Source organism: Paenibacillus sp. ALE3 (assembly GCF_054113405.1).
This window is the reverse complement of sequence record NZ_CM134214.1, coordinates 538,084-555,327: the sequence shown is the minus strand read 5'-3', so window position 1 is coordinate 555,327 and position 17,244 is coordinate 538,084. Positions and strand designations below refer to the sequence as shown.

The following is a 17,244-nucleotide window of genomic DNA, read 5'->3' as shown; positions in this document are numbered from 1 at the left end:
CCTGTCATAACTATGCCATTAACGGTTCAACACTTCTGTCAGCAACTTATTAGCGAGACCCGGGTTGGCTTTTCCCTTGCTCTCCTTCATCACTTGACCGACCAAGAAGCCGATGGCCTTTTGCTTGCCAGCTTTGTAATCCTCGACCGATTGCGGGTTGGCTGCTACAACTTGCTCGACAATTGTCAGAATTGCACCTTCATCACTGATTTGCACAAGCCCTTTTTCTTCAACAATTTGCTGTGGCAGTTTATCACTTTCCAGCATTTCCTTGAAGACCGTTTTGGCTATTTTGCTATTGATCGTCCCCTTCTCCAGTAGTCCGATCATTTCACCCAAGCCCCGACCTGTCAATTTAACCTGCGACAGTTCTACACTGGCACTGTTTAAATAGCCGAGTAAATCTCCCATAATCCAGTTGGATACTGCTTTGGCATCCTTGGTGTACTGAAGACTATCCTCGAACAAATCAGCCAATGGTTTGGAGGACGTAATTACCTGTGCATCATACTCAGGTAATCCATATTCCGAAGTGTAACGTGTTTTGCGCTGGTCGGGTAATTCAGGAATCGAAGCACGGATACGTTCTTTCCACTCCTCATCAATATGCAGTGTAACGAGATCCGGGTCCGGGAAATAACGATAGTCGTGCGCCTGTTCCTTACCACGCATGGACAGGGTTTTACCCTGTGCCTCATCCCAGCGACGTGTTTCCTGTACGATCGTTCCACCTTCGTCCAGGATCTGTTCTTGCCGGAACTGCTCATATTCCAGTCCGCGCTGTACGCCACGGAAGGAGTTCATGTTTTTCAGTTCCGCTTTGGTTCCCAGCTCTTTTTGACCATGCGGACGAAGACTGATATTGGCATCGCAACGAAGCGAGCCTTCCTCCATCTTCACATCGGATACGTCACAATACTGCATAATGGCACGTATTTTTTCCAGATAAGCTTTGGCTTCTTCCGGCGAAGATATATCCGGCTCCGAAACGATTTCAACCAATGGTGTGCCGACCCGGTTAAAATCAACCAAAGACGCATAGCCACCATCAACATGGGTTAATTTCCCCGCATCCTCTTCCAGATGCAACCGGGTAATACCGATACGCTTGGTTTCACCGTTCACTTCAATATCAATCCAGCCGTTCTCGCCGATCGGTTGGTCATATTGCGAAATTTGGTAAGCCTTCGGTGAATCGGGGTAGAAATAGTTTTTGCGGTCAAACTTGCTCACATCAGCAATGGTGCAATTGAGCGCCATTGCCGCTTTCATCGCATAATCAACGGCTTGACGATTCAATACAGGCAATACTCCAGGATGTCCAAGACAAACTGGACATGTATGAGAGTTTGGCGGCGCTCCGAAGGATGTCGAGCATCCACAAAATATTTTGGACTTCGTATGCAATTCCACATGGACTTCAAGTCCAATGACCGTCTCATACTTCGATGTAGTTGTAGACATGAATAGGTTCCCTCCTTTTTGGCAAATTACAGCTGCGGACGCTGCTTGTGAAATTCAGTATTTTGTTCGAATGCATGCGCTACGCGCAGTACAGAAGACTCGTCAAAGGCTTTCCCGATAATTTGTAGTCCGACTGGCATTCCATCTGCAAGACCACAAGGAATACTGATCGCCGGCACGCCAGCTAAACTCACCGGAATCGTCAAAATATCGTTCAAATACATCGTCAATGGGTCATCCACTTGGGAGCCGATTTTGAAAGCGGTAGTCGGTGCAGTAGGTCCGATAATCACATCATATTGTTCAAATACACGATCAAAATCCTGTTTGATCAGTGTGCGCACTTTTTGAGCTTTCAAATAATAAGCATCGTAGTACCCGGAGCTGAGTGCATAGGTGCCAAGCATAATCCGACGCTTCACCTCAGGACCAAACCCTTGCGTACGGGACTGATGATACAGATCAAGCAGGTTATCTGGATTGTCAGCGCGCACACCATAGCGCACACCGTCAAAGCGGGCCAGATTGGACGATGCTTCGGATGAAGCCAGTAGGTAGTATGTCGCAACCGCATATTCCGTGTGCGGAAGAGATACCTCTTCCCATACAGCGCCCAATCCTTCCAGAGTTTTCAGTGCATCAAGCACCTTTTCCTTGACCTGTGGGTCTACGCCTTCACCAAGATACTCTTTAGGTACAGCGATACGAAGACCTTTTACATCTCCGGTTAAAGCGTTCAAATAATCAGGAATGTCTACCTTCGCAGAGGTGGAGTCCTTCTGGTCATAGCCTGCAATGGCTTGCAGGACATAGGCCGAATCCTGAACATTTTTTGTAATCGGACCGATTTGGTCTAAAGATGAAGCAAAGGCCACCAGTCCAAAACGGGATACCAGACCATAGGTTGGTTTTAGGCCAACTACGCCGCAATAAGAAGCGGGCTGGCGAATGGAGCCGCCTGTATCGGAACCGAGCGTGAAATAAGCTTCACCCGCCGCAACAGCTGCAGCCGAGCCGCCACTGGAACCGCCAGGAACACGTTCTAAATCCCAAGGGTTACGTGCAGGGAAAAAGCTGGAGTTCTCGTTAGAACCACCCATAGCGAATTCGTCCATGTTCATTTTACCAAGTGTCACGGTTTGCGCTGCGCGTAACTTGCCAACCACTGTGGCATCGTAAACGGGATCAAAATTTTTCAAAAACTGACTGCCACATGTTGTGCGTAGCCCTTCCGTCACGATATTATCCTTAATACCAACCGGCAGGCCAAACAACAATCCTCTTTCCTCTCCGGAAATCAGCTGATCATCCAGCTGACGTGCGGATGCCCGGGCCTGTTCCTCGTCAACGGTAATATAGGCTCTGATCTTGTCTTCCCGCGCATCAATTGTCTCCAGAGCGTGCCCCACCAGATCACTCACGGAAATTTCCTTTTGATGCAGCTTGTTATGTATTTCCGGCAATGTGTTATTAAACAAGCTCAATTTGCATCCTCCTTTCAAATGTGAAATCTATTCCAGAACAGCAGGAACTTTAAACTGTCCATCTTCTTCTTCAGGTGCATTACGCATCACTTGCTCATGCGTCAAACTTTCGCGAACTTCGTCGTCCCGCATGACATTGCTGACGTGCAGCACATGAGTGGTCGGTTTTACCTGCTCCGTATCCAGCTCATTCAGCTTCTCCGCATAATGGAGAATGGCGTTTAATTGCCCTGTCATCGTTTCTTCCTCATTCTCGGTCAAATTCAACCGGGACAGCCTGGCTACGTGACGGACATCTTCCTTGGAAATGTTCATTCAAAACCCTCCTCATGTATATATAAAAATCCAATAAGCGACTGGAATCGGATTTTGCAAAATCCTGGTATCAAAAATGTTACACCGAACTTTGAAATAACGTTTTTAATTATAGGATAGAACCCTATACAATTCAATCTTTGACGCGGTACAGAAGCAGACTATACATTAATGAGGTAAATGTTACTAAAAGAATATAAAAAAAGCACCTTTCGGTGCTCTTTCAAGAAAACTATAGCAGCTGAAATCGTGCCCATTATATATTGTTAAAAAGAGTCGGCAACAGCCGATTCCTATATCCAAGCACGCAAATTAACTTGTTTGATAAAATCAGCCTGTGACAACAATTCTGCCGCGGTTTCTTCTTCCTCAGTCTCTACTGAATCATGACCACCATTCATCACATGTCTGAACAGCTTCTCATTATGAGTAGCAAGGGCGTAATCTATCAGCGCTTCACGCTCAATCCGCTCGGCTTCCAGCTTGAGAATACTTTCTTCCAGCTCGATGTCTCCGGATGGTACGAAAAAATTGCGATTCACCTTCGGTACGCGAATGACATAGTCAAAAGCATTGTCCGCATTACGGTCGTAAGCAATGATATAACCATGTTCGCCCACAGGAAGATTCTGCTCAAAAGCATCCGCGACGATCATAATTCTAGCTCCTAAATGATGCATCGTTAGCCCCCCCCGTTTGTCTGAACTTATCTGCTAAGTCTACTAAAAAAAAGGTAGCTTGTCTATATCATCTATGTATCTTCATAATCGATCGTCTCCACGTCCAAATCTATGCTCATTAAGCCGTATATGCCAGTTTTGCGTAAGGGTTCTGCCCCGCCGTTTTACCTTTTTCCAAGTTATGATCTTCGGTTCGGAACCTACCACAACATCTTCAATATCTACTATTTCGGAAAGACGGAAACTGCCTTCGTTCTCACGTTGTACACCATATATATGTTTTCTTTTCATTCTTGCTCCCCCTTGTGATCTGATGGCCTCATGCCTCTTTATCCTCTTAATGGGCAAAAAAAAGAACGCAAACCGGGATTCATCCACAGCTTGCGTGCTTCGCGAGTTTAGTATGTAACTTTAATAAATTTATGTTAACAAAAATAAAAACCTTTGTCTATACATAATTTATATTTTGTTGTCGAATTGAGGCAAAACCTGTCACTTCTTTGATTTTGCCTCAATTAATTAACGTTTATCAAATTTACCGAATATACGGATTGTTGGCTTTCTCATAACCAATGGATGTTTTGGGTCCGTGACCAGGATAAACTGTAACGTCATCTCCAAGCGGAAACAACTTATTCTGAATGGAATCATACAAGTCGCGTTCCCGACCACCAGTCAGATCTGTGCGTCCGACGCCCTGACGGAATAGCACATCCCCCGAGAAAAGATCTTTGCCACACAAGAAGCTAACACTTCCGGGTGAATGCCCCGGTGTATGGAGCACCTTGAACGTGTGTCCGATTAGATTTAATTGCTGACCTTCCGCCAAATCATATTCGGCAGGTCCTGTCGAGATCGGTGGAGATGCCTCTGGCCACATCAGGGAGCCATTCAGCTTAGGAGATGTGAGCCAGTCTTGCTCCAAAGCGTGCAGATACACCGGGCATCCTTTCGCATTGCGAATCTCCTCCCCCCCTCCAATATGGTCAAAATGGGCATGGGTCAGCAGAATAGCTTCAATGGTTAGAGACTCAATCGCTCTCAGCAAAGGACCCGGATTCATTCCTGGATCAATAATAACGGCGCGCTGTGGATCATCCCCTTGAAGCAAATAAGCATTTGTTTGAAGGGGACCCAGATTAAAGCTGCGAATTGATAAGGTCATAAGTTAAAATCCCGAGATCAGCTCGCGTAATTCCTGAACAATCACAGGATGGACCTCGGTTCCCTCCCCATATTTTTCAGCCATTTCTTTGCGAGCTACTGCAATTTTTTCTTGATAGTCATCGGCTTCCCGATCTGGATTTTCACGTTTGAATTCGATCATAATTTGTTGGACATGTGCAGGGCGTGGTCCCCAGTGGCCAAGTACATGACCTCCTGTATCCGCAAAAATCACAATCGGCACAGCACGTCCGCCCATTGTCAGGAAGTCGTCCATCAGCGCCTGATGATTTTCCAGAATCAATACTTCGGTTGGAATACCGCTATTGTCCAACGCGCGGAACACAACTGGCACATTGCGTACGACATCCCCACACCAGTCGGCAGCCAAAATAAGCACACGCAGATCATCACGATGGTTCAGGCTTTCAAAAAACTCCCGATCCTCTTCGCTGCTCCACACAAACTGATCGTATCCAGAGCGGAAGGCTTCTTTGTTCTTTTCCATGCCCTCCATAAATTGTTCAGGACTCAAGCCCTTGCCGAAATATTGCGATACGTTAGTACGGCTCATGTTATACACTTCCCTTTTTGTTTTTGGCTACAATCCATTTAATAACAAAATAAATGATCAAGAGCGCAAGAGCAACCAGCAAAATGGGTTTGATATAAGGTGCCGCCACTTCGTCAATTTGCTCCCACTTGTCTCCCAGCACCATACCTAAATATATAAACAAAACAGACCAAGGTATAATCGCCAGCGTCGTCAAAATAATAAAGCGCCATACGTTCATTCGAGCCAACCCGGCAGGGATTGAGATCGCGTGACGAACAACAGGGATAAAGCGAGCTGTGAAAATGACTCCTGTGCCGTATTTATTAAACCAGGCTTCAGCGTGGTCAACATGACTTTTTTTGATGAGTATGTATTTACCATACTTATCTAATACGGGTCTGCCGCCATAGCGTCCGATCCAGTAAATAAACAGCTGGGCCAGCACCCCGCCAATCGTTCCAAACACGACTGCGCCAAAAAAATTAATATGACCCGAGGACACTAAAAAACCGCCATAAGCGAGGACAATTTCACTTGGAATGACCTCCACCATCAAGCCTAGCATAATACCAAAATACCCAAGACTGCGAATGATCTCAAACAAATAATTAATGATACCAGATATATGGTCCATTTCTCTTCCCACTCCCTGCCTGTTTCTCTATTTTCATTAGTGTATCACAGCGGCAGAACACGCCGCCACTTCACGCAATTATGGAGGTCAGTGACCTCGGCTCCTGTGCCCGCATAAGTTGTGAGAGAGAGGAGGGGGTACAATATGCCTCCCGGCAAATTCCCCAAACATGACAATCCACAATCCCGTTTACCCACGGCTCGTGGTATCCGCCGCGCATGCAGCAAAGAGTTGTACCGAACCTGCAAACGTCTGCCTGTTCACATTGCCCCTGATCTGGTCAAGCAGGGCGAGGAGCTATACTGCCGCAAGGTTGCTGGACACCTCATCTGGATTGCAGAAAACCATAGTAATCGCAAACTACTGTGCGACTGGTGGGACGAAGATGTCAGCGAGGAGCTCGCGGCATTGTGGAAGGTGGATCGTGATGTCTTGTGCACAGCTTTTAGAAGTGCCTATGGCGGGTAGATGTTTGCGTACAGCAACCATGAACTGTAAACTACAAAAAAGTGGAGCCACCCTGTAGTGGCTCCACTTTTGCTATATTCTTAGCTGTGTGTCTGCTGCTGTCCCGCCCCTTCGGGAAGCAAATCCGCACAGGCACGTTCCAAATAAGGATCAGCATGTATAAAATCCCGAAATGCTGTATACTCACGCCACAGAACGGACCGTTCTCCCGCTTGGCCTTTGACAGCACGAATCAGAATATTTTTAGGCGTATGCTCCATATCGATAAATTCCAAGAGCTGTGTCCGATACCCCATCATATCCAGCAGCTTGGCCCGGATTCCATCCGTTGCCAGTGCAGAAAAACGCTCTTTTAAAATGCCATGGGAGAGCAAAGGCTCCAATACCGGATTTTCCAGTTGGCTAAACAACTCATGCTGGCAGCACGGAACTGATAAAATGACAGACGCTCCCCAGCGGACAGCCTTTTCCAGCGCTGCATCTGTTGCTGTATCGCATGCATGCAAGGTAACGACCATATCCACCTGCTCCAGTTCATTGTAGTCTGCGATATCTCCGACCAGAAACTCCAACTGTCGATATTGCAGCTTTTGAGCCAGAAGATTACAGGTTTCAATGACATCTGCCTTCAAGTCCAAACCGACAATCTGCAAAGGTCGTTTTTGCTGTACTGCCAAATAATGATATAAGGCAAAGGTCAAATACGACTTGCCGCAGCCAAAATCTACAATCGTCAATGGGCGGCCTACCGGAAGGCTGGGCAATACATCCTGCACCATTTCGAGAAAACGGTTGATTTGACGGAATTTATCGTATTTGCGGGCCAGTACCTTACCGTCCTCATTCATAATCCCCAGCTCAATCAGGAAAGGAATACGCTCTCCTTCCTCAAGCACATATTGCTTTTTGCGATTATGAGACAGATCGGCTTTACTTTTGCTCGGTGATTTTGTCAGAATGGATACTTTATATTTTTTACTGATTAGCACCTGGTAGTCTGCATCCTTGGCACATAGAAGTCCTTGGCGGAATGTGTCCTCAAACAAGGCAGTCATGCGCTCATTAGCTTCGTCAGGGGTCAGATTTTCATGAATGACTTTGTTGCTGTAATGAAAGGCAAACTGGTAATGCAGTTTGTTTTTCAATTCCACAGGTTTGATTTGTACTTTAGTAAAAGAAGCATCCTCACGTTTTCGCAGCTGACTCAGCGTTGCTGTTATGAGGGATCCTCCCGTGGTCAATTGGTATACAAGTTCGCGCAGTGAATCCAAAAGGTACATCTCACTTTCTTTCATGTAATTGGGTGATCTCGGACAAACCCTCGATGATTTCCTGGCGTGAAATTTCACCCCGTTCTAGCTCTGCATCGGTCTTATCCAGTAACTGAATGTAAAATGTCTCTGCTTCTGATCTCAGCTCCGGCTGTTCCCATGCCAATCCAAACCAGACATCTGCGGCTTGGTCCAGCCTGTTTTCCCGCTCATAATGAACAGCTAACAGCTTGCTGGTTTCCGGAGAAAGTTCATATTCATGAAGCAACTTTACGATACACGCTATTCGTTCAGGCAGGACCTGTAGATCACGAGTCGCGCCATTCAGATCGCTGTACAAATATAAATGAAGAGATTTCATTAAAATTCGTATGCCCTCGTCTAATCTGCTGGTCTCCATGTATATAACAGCTTCTTCTTCCAGAATGCGAGCCACTTGCTGAAGCTCATCCGCTTCCATCCCAGGGCCCATTAGGAAAAGCTCAATAATTTGTTCCGGCGGCAATCGTCTGAGCAAATCTGAACGAAGGCGAAACTGCTTGTTGAGTAGGTCATCTAGTTGTTTTAGCGCTTCGACGTGTTTATTTTCACGCCTCAGACCGAGCACCGATGCTACTGCTGATGTCAATTCTTCCATCATGCTAAGCAAATAATCTTTTCTAAGCAAGCCGTTCCCTTCCTTTCATCCTGATGCCTAGAGACCCAGCAACCCTGTCCCTTCTGATTGTAAGACATCCTTGTCTAAAAGCCAAATGCCGCCGACATGGCGTAAACTCATTTAGCACAATTACAAATCATTTATAGCATCAATGATCCGGCACTCAGAAAATCACGTACAACACGTAACATTCGGGGTAGCACAGTGTTTTGTAGCCGTCATGTGATCAACTTCAAATACAAGTATTCGAAAATTTGATATTGATTCTCCGTTAGTCTCATGTTATTTTTGTTTCACAAGAAACAAAAATAATCTCTTTAACATATTGATTCGCCAAATAAAATATAATATTTATTTTCTCTAGAAACAAAATTATGAGTTAATATTATACGGGAAGGATGTTGAAGTATGGGAAAACAATTTAGTTCGATACTACCGGAATATAAGGAGTTCATACAGCGGCAGCATATTTTCTTTGTAGGATCAGCACCTGTATCTGAGACGGGGCATGTAAATATTTCCCCCAAGGGCTACGATTCTTTTCGTATATTGTCAGATCATAAGGTAGCCTATCTCGACTTGTCGGGAAGTGGCAACGAGACAAGTGCGCACATTATAGAGAACGGACGGGTAACCATCATGTTCTGTGCATTTGAAGGCGAGCCCTGTGTATTAAGACTCTTTGGTACTGGCACAGTCGTGTTGCCCAATACAAAGCGTTGGAATGAGCTCTATCCTCTCTTCAATCCACTGCCTGGGGCAAGACAAATCATTATTGTTGATGTTCATATGGTACAACATTCATGTGGTTTTGCAGTTCCCTTCATGACTTACACGAGCGAACGGGAAAAGCTGAAGGACGTGGCGATTCAGATGGGCGAAGAAGCACTTAAAAAGTATGCATACGAGAAGAATTTAGAGAGTATTGACGGTTTGCCGACGGCGTTTGCCTTGAACAAAAACAATATGACTTAGGCATTTTGCACATTAACCAATAGGAAGCAACAAGTCAGCAAAAAACCGGATCCCCTCTAATACCACATCAGAAGGTTCCGGTTTCTAGACTTACCTTACACTACTTTTTCAAGTTCTGGTCTAAAAATGACAAGATGGCATTCGCTAATAACTGCGGTGCTTCGATCAAGCTCATGTGTCCAGACTGCGGTAGAGTAACCTGGGTTACCCCGGTTCGATCTGTTGTAAACGTCCGTGCTGGAGGAACCGCCTGATCCTGCTCCCCTGCTACTAAAAGAGCTGGCAATGCAGAAGCCGACAGCACATCCCGACGGTCCGGGCGCTCGCGCATAGCCAGTGATGCTCCTACGGCTCCTTGAGGAGGTGTTTTGTAGCCAATTTCTTTGACTTTTAGTAGTTGGTTCGGCATCGACTCCACATGTTCAGGAGCAAACAATCCTGGTACGAGTCCATCTACAAAGGTTGTAATCCCTTCCGTTTGAATGGTGGATACAGCCTTGTTCCGCTTTTCTTTACCTTCGTCCGTATCTGCATAAGCCGTCGAATGAATCAGTCCAAAGGCTGTCAGACGCTCTGCATGTCTCTGTACCGCGGAAAGGGCCAAGTAACCTCCTAGGGAGTGGCCAAACCATGCAGCCTGAGGAATGTCCAACTGTTCCTGAAGTTTAAGCACATCGTCTGCCATTTGATCAATCGTATAGGCTCCGAGTGGAGCATCGCTGCGTCCGTGTCCACGCAAGTCTGGAACAATACAACGATAGCTTGGGGATAGCAAGGGAACAACCTCATCCCAATAGGAGGAGTTTCCGCAAAATCCGTGCAATAGAATGATCGGATCTCCTTTTCCTTGTTCGGCATAGCAAATCGTCGTTCCTTCGCATAATACCTTTACCATGTGGAACCCTTCTTTCTCTGTATATAATCTATTCATTCTGAATATATTAGTAAGTAGAACATGCTGATGTATATTATTAAGCAGACCATCAATATCTGAAACGGTAACCCGCTGGAAAATCTTGCGAAGCTGTTTTTAAGCCAAATTCACAAGCCGCTGCATCTGCAATATATGCAGCCATCGTCATGACCAGGTGAAGCGACGTCATCTGGAGTGTCCAGTACGGTTTGGCACTGCGCTCATTCACAATCGCTGCAACGCTATAATGCCCGACAGACGGCAGAGACAGACCAACCGATCGCGCAGGGGTTAGCGGTTCACGGGCAACAAGGAACATTCCCGTTGAGCCATGCTGTCCAAGACAAGCATCTATGGCGATGACATGATGATCTTGGGGAATACGCTCCAAGTATGAAACCAGATGATCCGCATCACAAGGCTCCGTCATTGTGCCAATCACATGTGGAAAGCCTTGCTCCTTGAGCATGGTGCCTACCAGTGGCCCGAGTGAGTCACCCGACGAGCGATCTGTACCGATACATACAAAAGTCAACTTATCTATAGCATGCTGATGTTGAATTTCTCGGAAAAACGGTGCGAGTCCGTCGCGATCTGTTTTCTCTACATTAGTAGGTTCTAAGGGTGAGCGACCGGATGTAGAAGCTCGATTATACAAAGACAACTTTGTCCATCCTCCTTCATTCAGTTGTATATCGGTAATCTGGCTATCAGTACATTCTACAACAAAAACATGATACAATACAGGCAACTTCCCCTGTTATGAAAGGATGGAACATTAACGATGGATTTGTCTGTACCGTCTCATGCCAACATTGAGTATATGATTGAGGGCATTAAAACCAAGCTTCGTATGGCGAGTGGTGCTGCTATGCAGGCTTCCGCTTTCTCGCTAGAGCAATACGAGGACATCCATGATGTCTACGATATGGTGATCAGCAAGCCTAACCTCAGCATTTCAGAGGTTGAAGCCATTGTCTCCGAACTGGGTAGATTGCGTAAGTCCTCCTAAACCAGCTTGTAGGACAGACAGCTTGGCTATTTTAAGTTTGTCACCATAAATAAAGCTCGTATCTCCGGTCGTCTTAACAGACGCGCAAGGGATACGAGCTTTATTTTTTCGATGCATATACGTATTTTCATACACTTCTTCCTTTACCCATGGACGCTTCAAGGCAAATCTACTAATACCAGTTCAGATATTTCCTCATTACCTGTAGCTAGTATCTTTAATGTACAGCTTTTTTGAATTCGCGCGGCATCACCAGGTCTTAACTGAAATTCCCCATCCTGACACCTAACTTCGACATGACCGCTAATGATATAAATGTGAGTACGGCGCTCTTCTTGCTGCGGATATTCAAGCTGCTGTCCCTTTTCCAATCTACTCAGATACAGATTTATATCCTGTGCAATGGATAGCGCTCCCTCCACCTCTGAACCAGACACTACAGGCTGAAGTCGATTTAGGCGTTCACTATGCTTGAATCTTTGTACCTGATAAGAAGGCTGAAGGCCAGGACTCTCAGGTAGAAACCACATTTGCAAAAAGCGAACCGGTTTTTCATCCCCAGGATTTCGCTCCTCATGTTCAATCCCGGTGCCTGCACTCATAACCTGGATCGAGCCGCTTTTCAGATCCTGTTCGTGGCCCAAGCTGTCGCTATGATGCAGAAGACCTTCAATTACATAGGTGACGATTTCCAAATCATGATGCGGATGTCTTTTGAACCCTTGCTGCGGTTTAAGCTCATTATCATTATGGGCTAGCATACATCCAAAATGGGCATTGCTCGGATCTTCATAATCTGCAAACGAAAAGCTGAACTCACTATGAATCCATCCTTTATTTGAGGTATGTCTCTCTGCTGATGTCACTATTTTAATCATCCTTAACACCTCCATGGATTTCAGTTCCGTAAAGCAGCCCTTACTTCGTGATTCCTAATCCACTTCCGGTCCTGTCATTTACAAACGCTGTAATACGATCCCTTTACCCCGCACTTATATGCGTCAATCAGCCTATTGTCTCTGTCTGATTTTGCTCTCCAGTTCATTATTCGTTAAGTTAATAGTACACAAAATCAATCTATCACAGCCATAAGGAGGCGATTTACTACATATGCTATCCCATGAACCTCAACGATTCCGATTCTTACCAAGCTATTTGCGTCGCAGTCTATCCGCATCTATGATCATGATCGCTGTCTTACTTCTCATTGCCTATTCAGTAAGATGGATTGGCACAGCTCCTTTTCTATATTGGGATGAGCGCATTCAAGATATTGTTTTTCCAGACACAGCTGCTGCTCATTACCAACTGCTACCCGTCGCCATCTTCATTACATCGTTAGGCTCATTCCGCATATCATTACTGATAGCAATCGGTACCGCAATCTTGTGCTGGGTCTATCTCCGTTCAAAAGCGTACTCCTTTGCCATCCTAAGCAGCTTTACCGCGATGTGGGTGCTAAATACGATCATAAAAGAATTTTTACAACGGGAACGCCCGTCTCTTCAACATTTGGTGGAAGTGGGGGGTTACAGTTTCCCTAGCGGTCATGCAATGATATCCATGGGATTTTACGGAATGATATTTGCCATTTGGGCTATAGAACGAATGGTTCATAAGCGAACATTCTTCCTTCCGTGTGTTCTTGGTGCATTGCTCATTCTCTTGATTGGCCTCAGCCGTGTATATTTAGGAGTTCATTTTCCTACCGACATTGTAGGTGGCTATATTGCAGGTATGATCTGGCTGGTATTTACCGTTCCCGTGGTCTATTGGCAAGCGCGTCTGTGGCCTTCCTCCCCTTCATCTCTCCCCCGTCCATAAGCATTCTAAGATGGCTTTTTGTTTCACTCACGGTCACAACGTTTATATACGAAGTAAGCAAGGCGAAGAAATAACGAAAGCTCAGCATTCATCAAAAACATTATCGTTGTGTGAACTCAGGATAAAGGAGGCGATCCTTGTGTGGGGAATTGTCCTAAGTGTTGTAATGGCTATTATTATCGGATTGATTGGCGATGCACTAGCTGGTCATGAAATGCCTGGCGGCATTGCGGGCTCTATGATTGCTGGATTTGTAGGAGCTTGGCTCGGTGCCATGATTCTAGGAGACTGGGGCCCAGTCATCGGAGATTTTGCAGTCATTCCAGCCATACTTGGAACCGCATTGTTCGTGTTCTTGCTCGGACTTGTGTCCAAACTATTAAGAAGGGCTACCTAACATTTATATATATTTTTTATTCTATAAAAGGAGTGATATATCATGAGTAACATGGACAATCAAAATATGGCAAGCACTTCAGGTTTTGCAAAGGGTTTATTCATTGGAGGTTTGATTGGTGCTGCGGCAGCCCTGCTGTTCGCTCCAAAACCAGGCCGCGATTTGCGTAGCGATCTGTCCGAAAAAATGACCGTTGTCTCCGATAAAACCAAGGATGTCGCATCCGTAGTCAGCAGCAAAGCAACGGATTTGGCTAAAACCGTTTCCACCAAAACAGCAGATGTAGCCAAAACGGTAGCCGAGAGCAAAGACAACATCGTATCCAGCGTAACTAAAGCCTCTGCGGATGTCGCTAATGAAGCGGCCAAAGCAGATAAAGAGGTTATGGATGCAACGGCTCAGGCAGCCAAGGACACTCAGAAGCAATTAAATGCAAATTCCTAATAACAACATATTTCGATTACAACCAAAATAAGCTCCAAACACTGAACAGCCAGCATGCAAGAAGCTGGCTGTTTTTAAATGATAGAAAGGCTGGGATGACCATGAACAAACCACACTCCTATGGAGATGATCTTGCCCGGAACAACAAGAGAACCTTTCACCCCCTGCAGACACAAGATCAACCAGACGAGGTTTCATCCAAGCAGACCTCACCTACTCATGTTAAAAAGCATGATCATGAAAGAGATTTTGATGTGAATGAACATCCTTTTGAGCTGCGCCATGAGGTCAAGCGGCTTAATAAACGCTTAGATCAAATTGCAGATACATTGGAAAAAGCAGAATTCAAAGATATTATAGAGAACTACTCCAGCACAAAAAGAAGAATTATCAGCAATCTGACGGCTGGGATTTCACGAGGTCTCGGCCTTACACTGGGTACAGTGGTCGTACTCGCCTTACTCGCTTGGTTGCTCAGCTTCCTAGTGCAGTTAAATCTTCCGGTCATCGGAGATTTCATCGCCGAATTGTTAGGATATATCAAAATGAGTCAAGGTACTAAGTAATTGTCTTCTATCTCATATAAAAACGATCCATCGTAACCGGTATTGACTCCCAAAATGCTCCCGGTTGCGATGGATCGTTTTTTGAATGTACATTGTAATTAGTGTAAGCAGCCGCTACAATTTGTTACGCTTGTTTGTTTTTAATAAATCTCCCGTCCACCCCTTCATCATCAGCCAGCCGTACATCCCCGCCATACTTAGTAGAGTAGCGATAATCACGAAGGTAAAGCCCCAACCTGTTTTAATCCAAGGCAGATTTTCAAAGTTCATGCCCCAAATAGCACCCACTACAGTGGCAGGTGTAAATACAGCGGTCACAATGGTGAGCGTCTTCGTAATCTCATTGCCCCTAAATGCGGAAATGGCATCATCTATGGAGATCAGTGTGTCGATTTCCTTTTCATAATGGCGGAAAAGTCCCTCCATCCGAGTGACACGGTACAATAACTGCTTAAAAAAGCGATTCTCCTCCAGCTTATCCAGATATGCTTCGCGGGAAGCCGTGACCAGCTCTGAAAAAGGGATGAACATATTGCTCCAATACAATAGCTCGAAACGCGCATTCAATATAGAATCCATCAGCGTACGTGCATTCCTTTTCTCCATGTCCTCTTCCAGTCTTCTCAGGTTGATCTCAAACTTATCCATTCCCGTATGAAAATAATGAAGCACGGCTCTCGCCAATACGAACATGCCGTCTGCTGCATCCTCACACTGTTCCAGCATGGTTTGGCGTTCCGCGGTATGCATAATTTCACGTGTATTTTGGTCTAGATTTAAGGTCACTAGCTTCTGGTCTAGGACTAGAAAATAAAACTTGTTGCAATTACGCTGACTGTCGATCTCCTCCTGAACGGAGTAGATCAACGATCCGCACATCAACGGCTGATTGCCATCTGGAAAGCGCACAGAAATAAAACTGGATGGAATGTCCTCTACCTTATCCAGCCACTCTGCGGCTTCTGGGAGCTTCTCCTTCAAGTGCTGTATGACTGAATCCTGCCAGTCCGCAGCACAGATATCCCACCATTCCCAGCCTCCACGAAAGGTAGAAATCTGTTCAAATGCTGTCATGGATTCCATCCTTTCTTTGTTTTTTCCGCTTTATAAAAAGGACACGCTTCCCTAATTGGAATAACGTGTCCTTACGATGGGACGTCAAATATTATAAGCCATGAATTCAGCGATCTTGTCATGAAATAGAGGAATTAGACATAATCTGCTTCAACTTTTCTGTTGCCCGCTTCTGAATACGGGAAACGCTCATCTGTGATACGCCCAACGTCTGTGCAATCGCACGTTGAGATTGACCGTCCTGAAATGCCAGAAGAAGTACTTTCTGTTCCTGCTCTTTCAGTTGGCTTAAAGCCTGCTGAAGATCCATCCGTTTTTCCACAGTGTCAAAATCGTTAGCATCTGAGCTAATAAGCTCACCTAACGTAGCTGCACTCTCTTCCTGAGATAATGGCGAGTCCAGTGAAACATAGTGGTAGCACTCACGGCCAGCAAGCACCTCGATCGTCTCCTCAACGGTAAGGTCCAAATACTCCGCAATCTCGTTCACATTGGGTGAGCGTTCTAATTTGACGGTCAGCTCATCAATGGCATGTTGAACAAGCGCACCCTTTTCCTTGATGCGACGAGGAACCTGTATGTACCAGGATTTATCGCGCAAATAATTTTTCATATGTCCCAGCATACTTTTCATAGCGTACGGCTCAAATGGGATACCCAAGCTGATATCGTATTGCTGGAGCAGACGTATCAAAGCCATCTGACCGGTCTGATATAAATCCTCGTATAAGTCCGGACGGTTACGGGATATCTTCCCGGCAGCCATCTTGACCATAGGCTCATACTTGCGGATCAGCACGGTAGCAATTTCGTTATCTTTGGTTTGCTGGTACTCCCAGATTAGACCAACGGCTTCATCCATCGACTCCGGGGGAGTTACCTTTTCATTCATACTGTTTCCTCACTTCTGGTCAGACGCTTTACCAACACCACTTCGGTGCCTTTTCCTGTCTCATTCAAGATATGAACATCGTCCATAAGCGCCTGCATGAGATAAAAGCCCAATCCGCCGATCTGCGCATCATTCAACTCCTTGTCATGCAAGGAAGCGATACGAGTCGGGTCCTCCACACGTTCAAAGCTCTCCCCTTCATCTTTGACACGAATGGACAACGAAGCTTCGTCAAATTCGAATGTTACTTCCACGACTCCTCCCTCATGACCATATGCATAGAGAACAGAGTTATTACAGGCTTCCGATACGGCCACTTTCATGTCTTCAATCTCCTCATAAGAGAATCCCATTTTCGCGGCAATACCATATAAATTTAATCTTACAATATCAACAAAGTCAGCTGTGGCCGGCAAATTAAGAACTACTTTTTGAATTTGAGCATTCATTTCT

23 protein-coding genes are annotated in these 17,244 nt (G+C 45.5%); 7 read left to right on the top strand and 16 right to left on the bottom strand.

The genetic code is table 11. From position 1 onward, the window contains the following. Window positions 1-18: 18 nt before the first annotated feature. The 8 genes from gatB to ACXHJ2_RS02385 form a co-directional block, all read right to left on the bottom strand. Window positions 19-1,464, bottom strand: a complete 1,446-nt coding sequence (gene gatB, locus ACXHJ2_RS02420) for an Asp-tRNA(Asn)/Glu-tRNA(Gln) amidotransferase subunit GatB (RefSeq protein WP_165082482.1) — start codon at window positions 1,462-1,464, stop codon at window positions 19-21. A gap of 26 nt (window positions 1,465-1,490) precedes the next feature. Further along, complete coding sequence (gatA, locus tag ACXHJ2_RS02415; RefSeq protein ID WP_025675437.1) at window positions 1,491-2,948, bottom strand: Asp-tRNA(Asn)/Glu-tRNA(Gln) amidotransferase subunit GatA; 1,458 nt, start codon at window positions 2,946-2,948, stop codon at window positions 1,491-1,493. A gap of 27 nt (window positions 2,949-2,975) precedes the next feature. After that, a complete protein-coding gene (gene gatC / locus ACXHJ2_RS02410; protein WP_013373022.1) occupies window positions 2,976-3,263 on the bottom strand; it encodes an Asp-tRNA(Asn)/Glu-tRNA(Gln) amidotransferase subunit GatC in 288 nt (95 codons plus the stop codon). Between the two features lie 293 nt (window positions 3,264-3,556). Continuing rightward, the gene (locus ACXHJ2_RS02405; RefSeq protein ID WP_016324719.1) at window positions 3,557-3,943 is read right to left on the bottom strand and encodes a hypothetical protein; all 387 of its coding nucleotides are present in this window, start codon (window positions 3,941-3,943) and stop codon (window positions 3,557-3,559) included. An 81-nt stretch (window positions 3,944-4,024) separates the two neighbouring features. Continuing rightward, window positions 4,025-4,234: a hypothetical protein gene (locus tag ACXHJ2_RS02400; protein WP_165082484.1), complete on the bottom strand. Its 210-nt coding sequence runs from the start codon at window positions 4,232-4,234 to the stop codon at window positions 4,025-4,027. A 244-nt stretch (window positions 4,235-4,478) separates the two neighbouring features. Then, entirely contained in the window at window positions 4,479-5,108 is a 630-nt protein-coding gene (locus ACXHJ2_RS02395; RefSeq protein WP_165082486.1) for an MBL fold metallo-hydrolase, read from the bottom strand. Window positions 5,109-5,111: 3 nt separating this feature from the next. Continuing rightward, window positions 5,112-5,681 (bottom strand): thioredoxin family protein, encoded by a 570-nt coding sequence (locus ACXHJ2_RS02390; RefSeq protein ID WP_165082488.1) that lies wholly within the window; start codon window positions 5,679-5,681, stop codon window positions 5,112-5,114. Window position 5,682: 1 nt separating this feature from the next. Next, window positions 5,683-6,297 (bottom strand): DedA family protein, encoded by a 615-nt coding sequence (locus ACXHJ2_RS02385; protein WP_165082490.1) that lies wholly within the window; start codon window positions 6,295-6,297, stop codon window positions 5,683-5,685. A gap of 144 nt (window positions 6,298-6,441) precedes the next feature. Here ACXHJ2_RS02385 and ACXHJ2_RS02380 point away from each other — a divergent pair, with 144 nt between their 5' ends. Then, window positions 6,442-6,765, top strand: coding sequence for a hypothetical protein (locus ACXHJ2_RS02380; protein ID WP_025675428.1), 324 nt, complete (start codon window positions 6,442-6,444; stop codon window positions 6,763-6,765). Window positions 6,766-6,845: 80 nt separating this feature from the next. Here the strand turns inward: ACXHJ2_RS02380 and ACXHJ2_RS02375 are convergent, their stop codons facing one another. Then, window positions 6,846-8,060, bottom strand: a complete 1,215-nt coding sequence (locus ACXHJ2_RS02375; protein WP_016324720.1) for a class I SAM-dependent methyltransferase — start codon at window positions 8,058-8,060, stop codon at window positions 6,846-6,848. Next, window positions 8,047-8,703, bottom strand: a complete 657-nt coding sequence (locus ACXHJ2_RS02370) for a DUF6483 family protein (protein ID WP_165082492.1) — start codon at window positions 8,701-8,703, stop codon at window positions 8,047-8,049. The genes ACXHJ2_RS02375 and ACXHJ2_RS02370 overlap by 14 nt, the downstream gene beginning before the upstream one ends. 399 nt (window positions 8,704-9,102) lie before the next feature. On the opposite strand from ACXHJ2_RS02370, the gene ACXHJ2_RS02365 reads away from it, so the two are divergent. Further along, a complete protein-coding gene (locus tag ACXHJ2_RS02365) occupies window positions 9,103-9,669 on the top strand; it encodes a pyridoxamine 5'-phosphate oxidase family protein (protein WP_165082494.1) in 567 nt (188 codons plus the stop codon). 100 nt (window positions 9,670-9,769) lie between these two features. Here the strand turns inward: ACXHJ2_RS02365 and ACXHJ2_RS02360 are convergent, their stop codons facing one another. After that, on the bottom strand, window positions 9,770-10,564 hold the full coding sequence (locus ACXHJ2_RS02360) for an alpha/beta fold hydrolase (protein ID WP_165082496.1): 795 nt from the start codon (window positions 10,562-10,564) through the stop codon (window positions 9,770-9,772). Window positions 10,565-10,652: 88 nt separating this feature from the next. Next, complete coding sequence (gene yyaC, locus ACXHJ2_RS02355) at window positions 10,653-11,246, bottom strand: spore protease YyaC (protein ID WP_129549969.1); 594 nt, start codon at window positions 11,244-11,246, stop codon at window positions 10,653-10,655. A gap of 120 nt (window positions 11,247-11,366) precedes the next feature. Between yyaC and ACXHJ2_RS02350 the strand changes: the two genes are divergently transcribed. Beyond that, a complete protein-coding gene (locus ACXHJ2_RS02350) occupies window positions 11,367-11,594 on the top strand; it encodes a DUF1128 domain-containing protein (protein WP_013373034.1) in 228 nt (75 codons plus the stop codon). A gap of 158 nt (window positions 11,595-11,752) precedes the next feature. Here the strand turns inward: ACXHJ2_RS02350 and ACXHJ2_RS02345 are convergent, their stop codons facing one another. Then, window positions 11,753-12,472: a pirin family protein gene (locus ACXHJ2_RS02345; protein WP_165082498.1), complete on the bottom strand. Its 720-nt coding sequence runs from the start codon at window positions 12,470-12,472 to the stop codon at window positions 11,753-11,755. Window positions 12,473-12,704: 232 nt separating this feature from the next. Between ACXHJ2_RS02345 and ACXHJ2_RS02340 the strand changes: the two genes are divergently transcribed. The 4 genes from ACXHJ2_RS02340 (at window position 12,705) to ACXHJ2_RS02325 (ending at window position 14,825) form a co-directional block, all read left to right on the top strand. After that, window positions 12,705-13,418 carry a phosphatase PAP2 family protein gene (locus ACXHJ2_RS02340; protein WP_165082500.1) on the top strand — a complete coding sequence of 238 codons (714 nt, stop codon included), beginning with the start codon at window positions 12,705-12,707 and terminating at the stop codon, window positions 13,416-13,418. Window positions 13,419-13,557: 139 nt separating this feature from the next. Beyond that, window positions 13,558-13,815: a GlsB/YeaQ/YmgE family stress response membrane protein gene (locus tag ACXHJ2_RS02335; protein WP_165082502.1), complete on the top strand. Its 258-nt coding sequence runs from the start codon at window positions 13,558-13,560 to the stop codon at window positions 13,813-13,815. Window positions 13,816-13,857: 42 nt separating this feature from the next. Next, a complete protein-coding gene (locus ACXHJ2_RS02330) occupies window positions 13,858-14,259 on the top strand; it encodes a YtxH domain-containing protein (RefSeq protein ID WP_064963538.1) in 402 nt (133 codons plus the stop codon). Between the two features lie 95 nt (window positions 14,260-14,354). Continuing rightward, entirely contained in the window at window positions 14,355-14,825 is a 471-nt protein-coding gene (locus ACXHJ2_RS02325; protein WP_090738246.1) for a DUF5665 domain-containing protein, read from the top strand. Window positions 14,826-14,939: 114 nt separating this feature from the next. On the opposite strand, the gene ACXHJ2_RS02320 is transcribed toward ACXHJ2_RS02325, so the two are convergent. The 3 genes from ACXHJ2_RS02320 to rsbW all read right to left on the bottom strand — a co-directional run bounded on the left by ACXHJ2_RS02320 (window position 14,940) and on the right by rsbW (window position 17,240). Continuing rightward, window positions 14,940-15,899 (bottom strand): magnesium transporter CorA family protein, encoded by a 960-nt coding sequence (locus ACXHJ2_RS02320; RefSeq protein WP_013373040.1) that lies wholly within the window; start codon window positions 15,897-15,899, stop codon window positions 14,940-14,942. 118 nt (window positions 15,900-16,017) lie between these two features. Next, window positions 16,018-16,791, bottom strand: coding sequence for a sigma-70 family RNA polymerase sigma factor (locus ACXHJ2_RS02315; RefSeq protein WP_013373041.1), 774 nt, complete (start codon window positions 16,789-16,791; stop codon window positions 16,018-16,020). Continuing rightward, window positions 16,788-17,240, bottom strand: a complete 453-nt coding sequence (gene rsbW, locus ACXHJ2_RS02310; RefSeq protein WP_165082504.1) for an anti-sigma B factor RsbW — start codon at window positions 17,238-17,240, stop codon at window positions 16,788-16,790. Before rsbW ends, ACXHJ2_RS02315 begins: the two co-directional genes overlap by 4 nt. Window positions 17,241-17,244 lie beyond the last annotated feature (4 nt).

Excerpts from the sequence above, each read along its gene's own strand:
- ACXHJ2_RS02395 (WP_165082486.1), bottom strand. The coding sequence starts at position 5,108 with ATGACCTTATCAATTCGCAGCTTTAATCTGGGTCCCCTTCAAACAAAT.
- gatC (WP_013373022.1), bottom strand. The coding sequence starts at position 3,263 with ATGAACATTTCCAAGGAAGATGTCCGTCACGTAGCCAGGCTGTCCCGG.
- gatB (WP_165082482.1), bottom strand. The coding sequence starts at position 1,464 with ATGTCTACAACTACATCGAAGTATGAGACGGTCATTGGACTTGAAGTC.
- ACXHJ2_RS02375 (WP_016324720.1), bottom strand. The coding sequence starts at position 8,060 with ATGAAAGAAAGTGAGATGTACCTTTTGGATTCACTGCGCGAACTTGTA.
- ACXHJ2_RS02380 (WP_025675428.1), top strand. The coding sequence starts at position 6,442 with ATGCCTCCCGGCAAATTCCCCAAACATGACAATCCACAATCCCGTTTA.
- ACXHJ2_RS02345 (WP_165082498.1), bottom strand. The coding sequence starts at position 12,472 with ATGATTAAAATAGTGACATCAGCAGAGAGACATACCTCAAATAAAGGA.
- ACXHJ2_RS02325 (WP_090738246.1), top strand. The coding sequence starts at position 14,355 with ATGACCATGAACAAACCACACTCCTATGGAGATGATCTTGCCCGGAAC.
- ACXHJ2_RS02340 (WP_165082500.1), top strand. The coding sequence starts at position 12,705 with ATGCTATCCCATGAACCTCAACGATTCCGATTCTTACCAAGCTATTTG.
- ACXHJ2_RS02365 (WP_165082494.1), top strand. The coding sequence starts at position 9,103 with ATGGGAAAACAATTTAGTTCGATACTACCGGAATATAAGGAGTTCATA.
- ACXHJ2_RS02330 (WP_064963538.1), top strand. The coding sequence starts at position 13,858 with ATGAGTAACATGGACAATCAAAATATGGCAAGCACTTCAGGTTTTGCA.
- ACXHJ2_RS02400 (WP_165082484.1), bottom strand. The coding sequence starts at position 4,234 with ATGAAAAGAAAACATATATATGGTGTACAACGTGAGAACGAAGGCAGT.
- rsbW (WP_165082504.1), bottom strand. The coding sequence starts at position 17,240 with ATGAATGCTCAAATTCAAAAAGTAGTTCTTAATTTGCCGGCCACAGCT.
- ACXHJ2_RS02390 (WP_165082488.1), bottom strand. The coding sequence starts at position 5,681 with ATGAGCCGTACTAACGTATCGCAATATTTCGGCAAGGGCTTGAGTCCT.
- ACXHJ2_RS02320 (WP_013373040.1), bottom strand. The coding sequence starts at position 15,899 with ATGACAGCATTTGAACAGATTTCTACCTTTCGTGGAGGCTGGGAATGG.
- ACXHJ2_RS02385 (WP_165082490.1), bottom strand. The coding sequence starts at position 6,297 with ATGGACCATATATCTGGTATCATTAATTATTTGTTTGAGATCATTCGC.
- ACXHJ2_RS02360 (WP_165082496.1), bottom strand. The coding sequence starts at position 10,564 with ATGGTAAAGGTATTATGCGAAGGAACGACGATTTGCTATGCCGAACAA.
- ACXHJ2_RS02405 (WP_016324719.1), bottom strand. The coding sequence starts at position 3,943 with ATGCATCATTTAGGAGCTAGAATTATGATCGTCGCGGATGCTTTTGAG.
- ACXHJ2_RS02315 (WP_013373041.1), bottom strand. The coding sequence starts at position 16,791 with ATGAATGAAAAGGTAACTCCCCCGGAGTCGATGGATGAAGCCGTTGGT.
- ACXHJ2_RS02350 (WP_013373034.1), top strand. The coding sequence starts at position 11,367 with ATGGATTTGTCTGTACCGTCTCATGCCAACATTGAGTATATGATTGAG.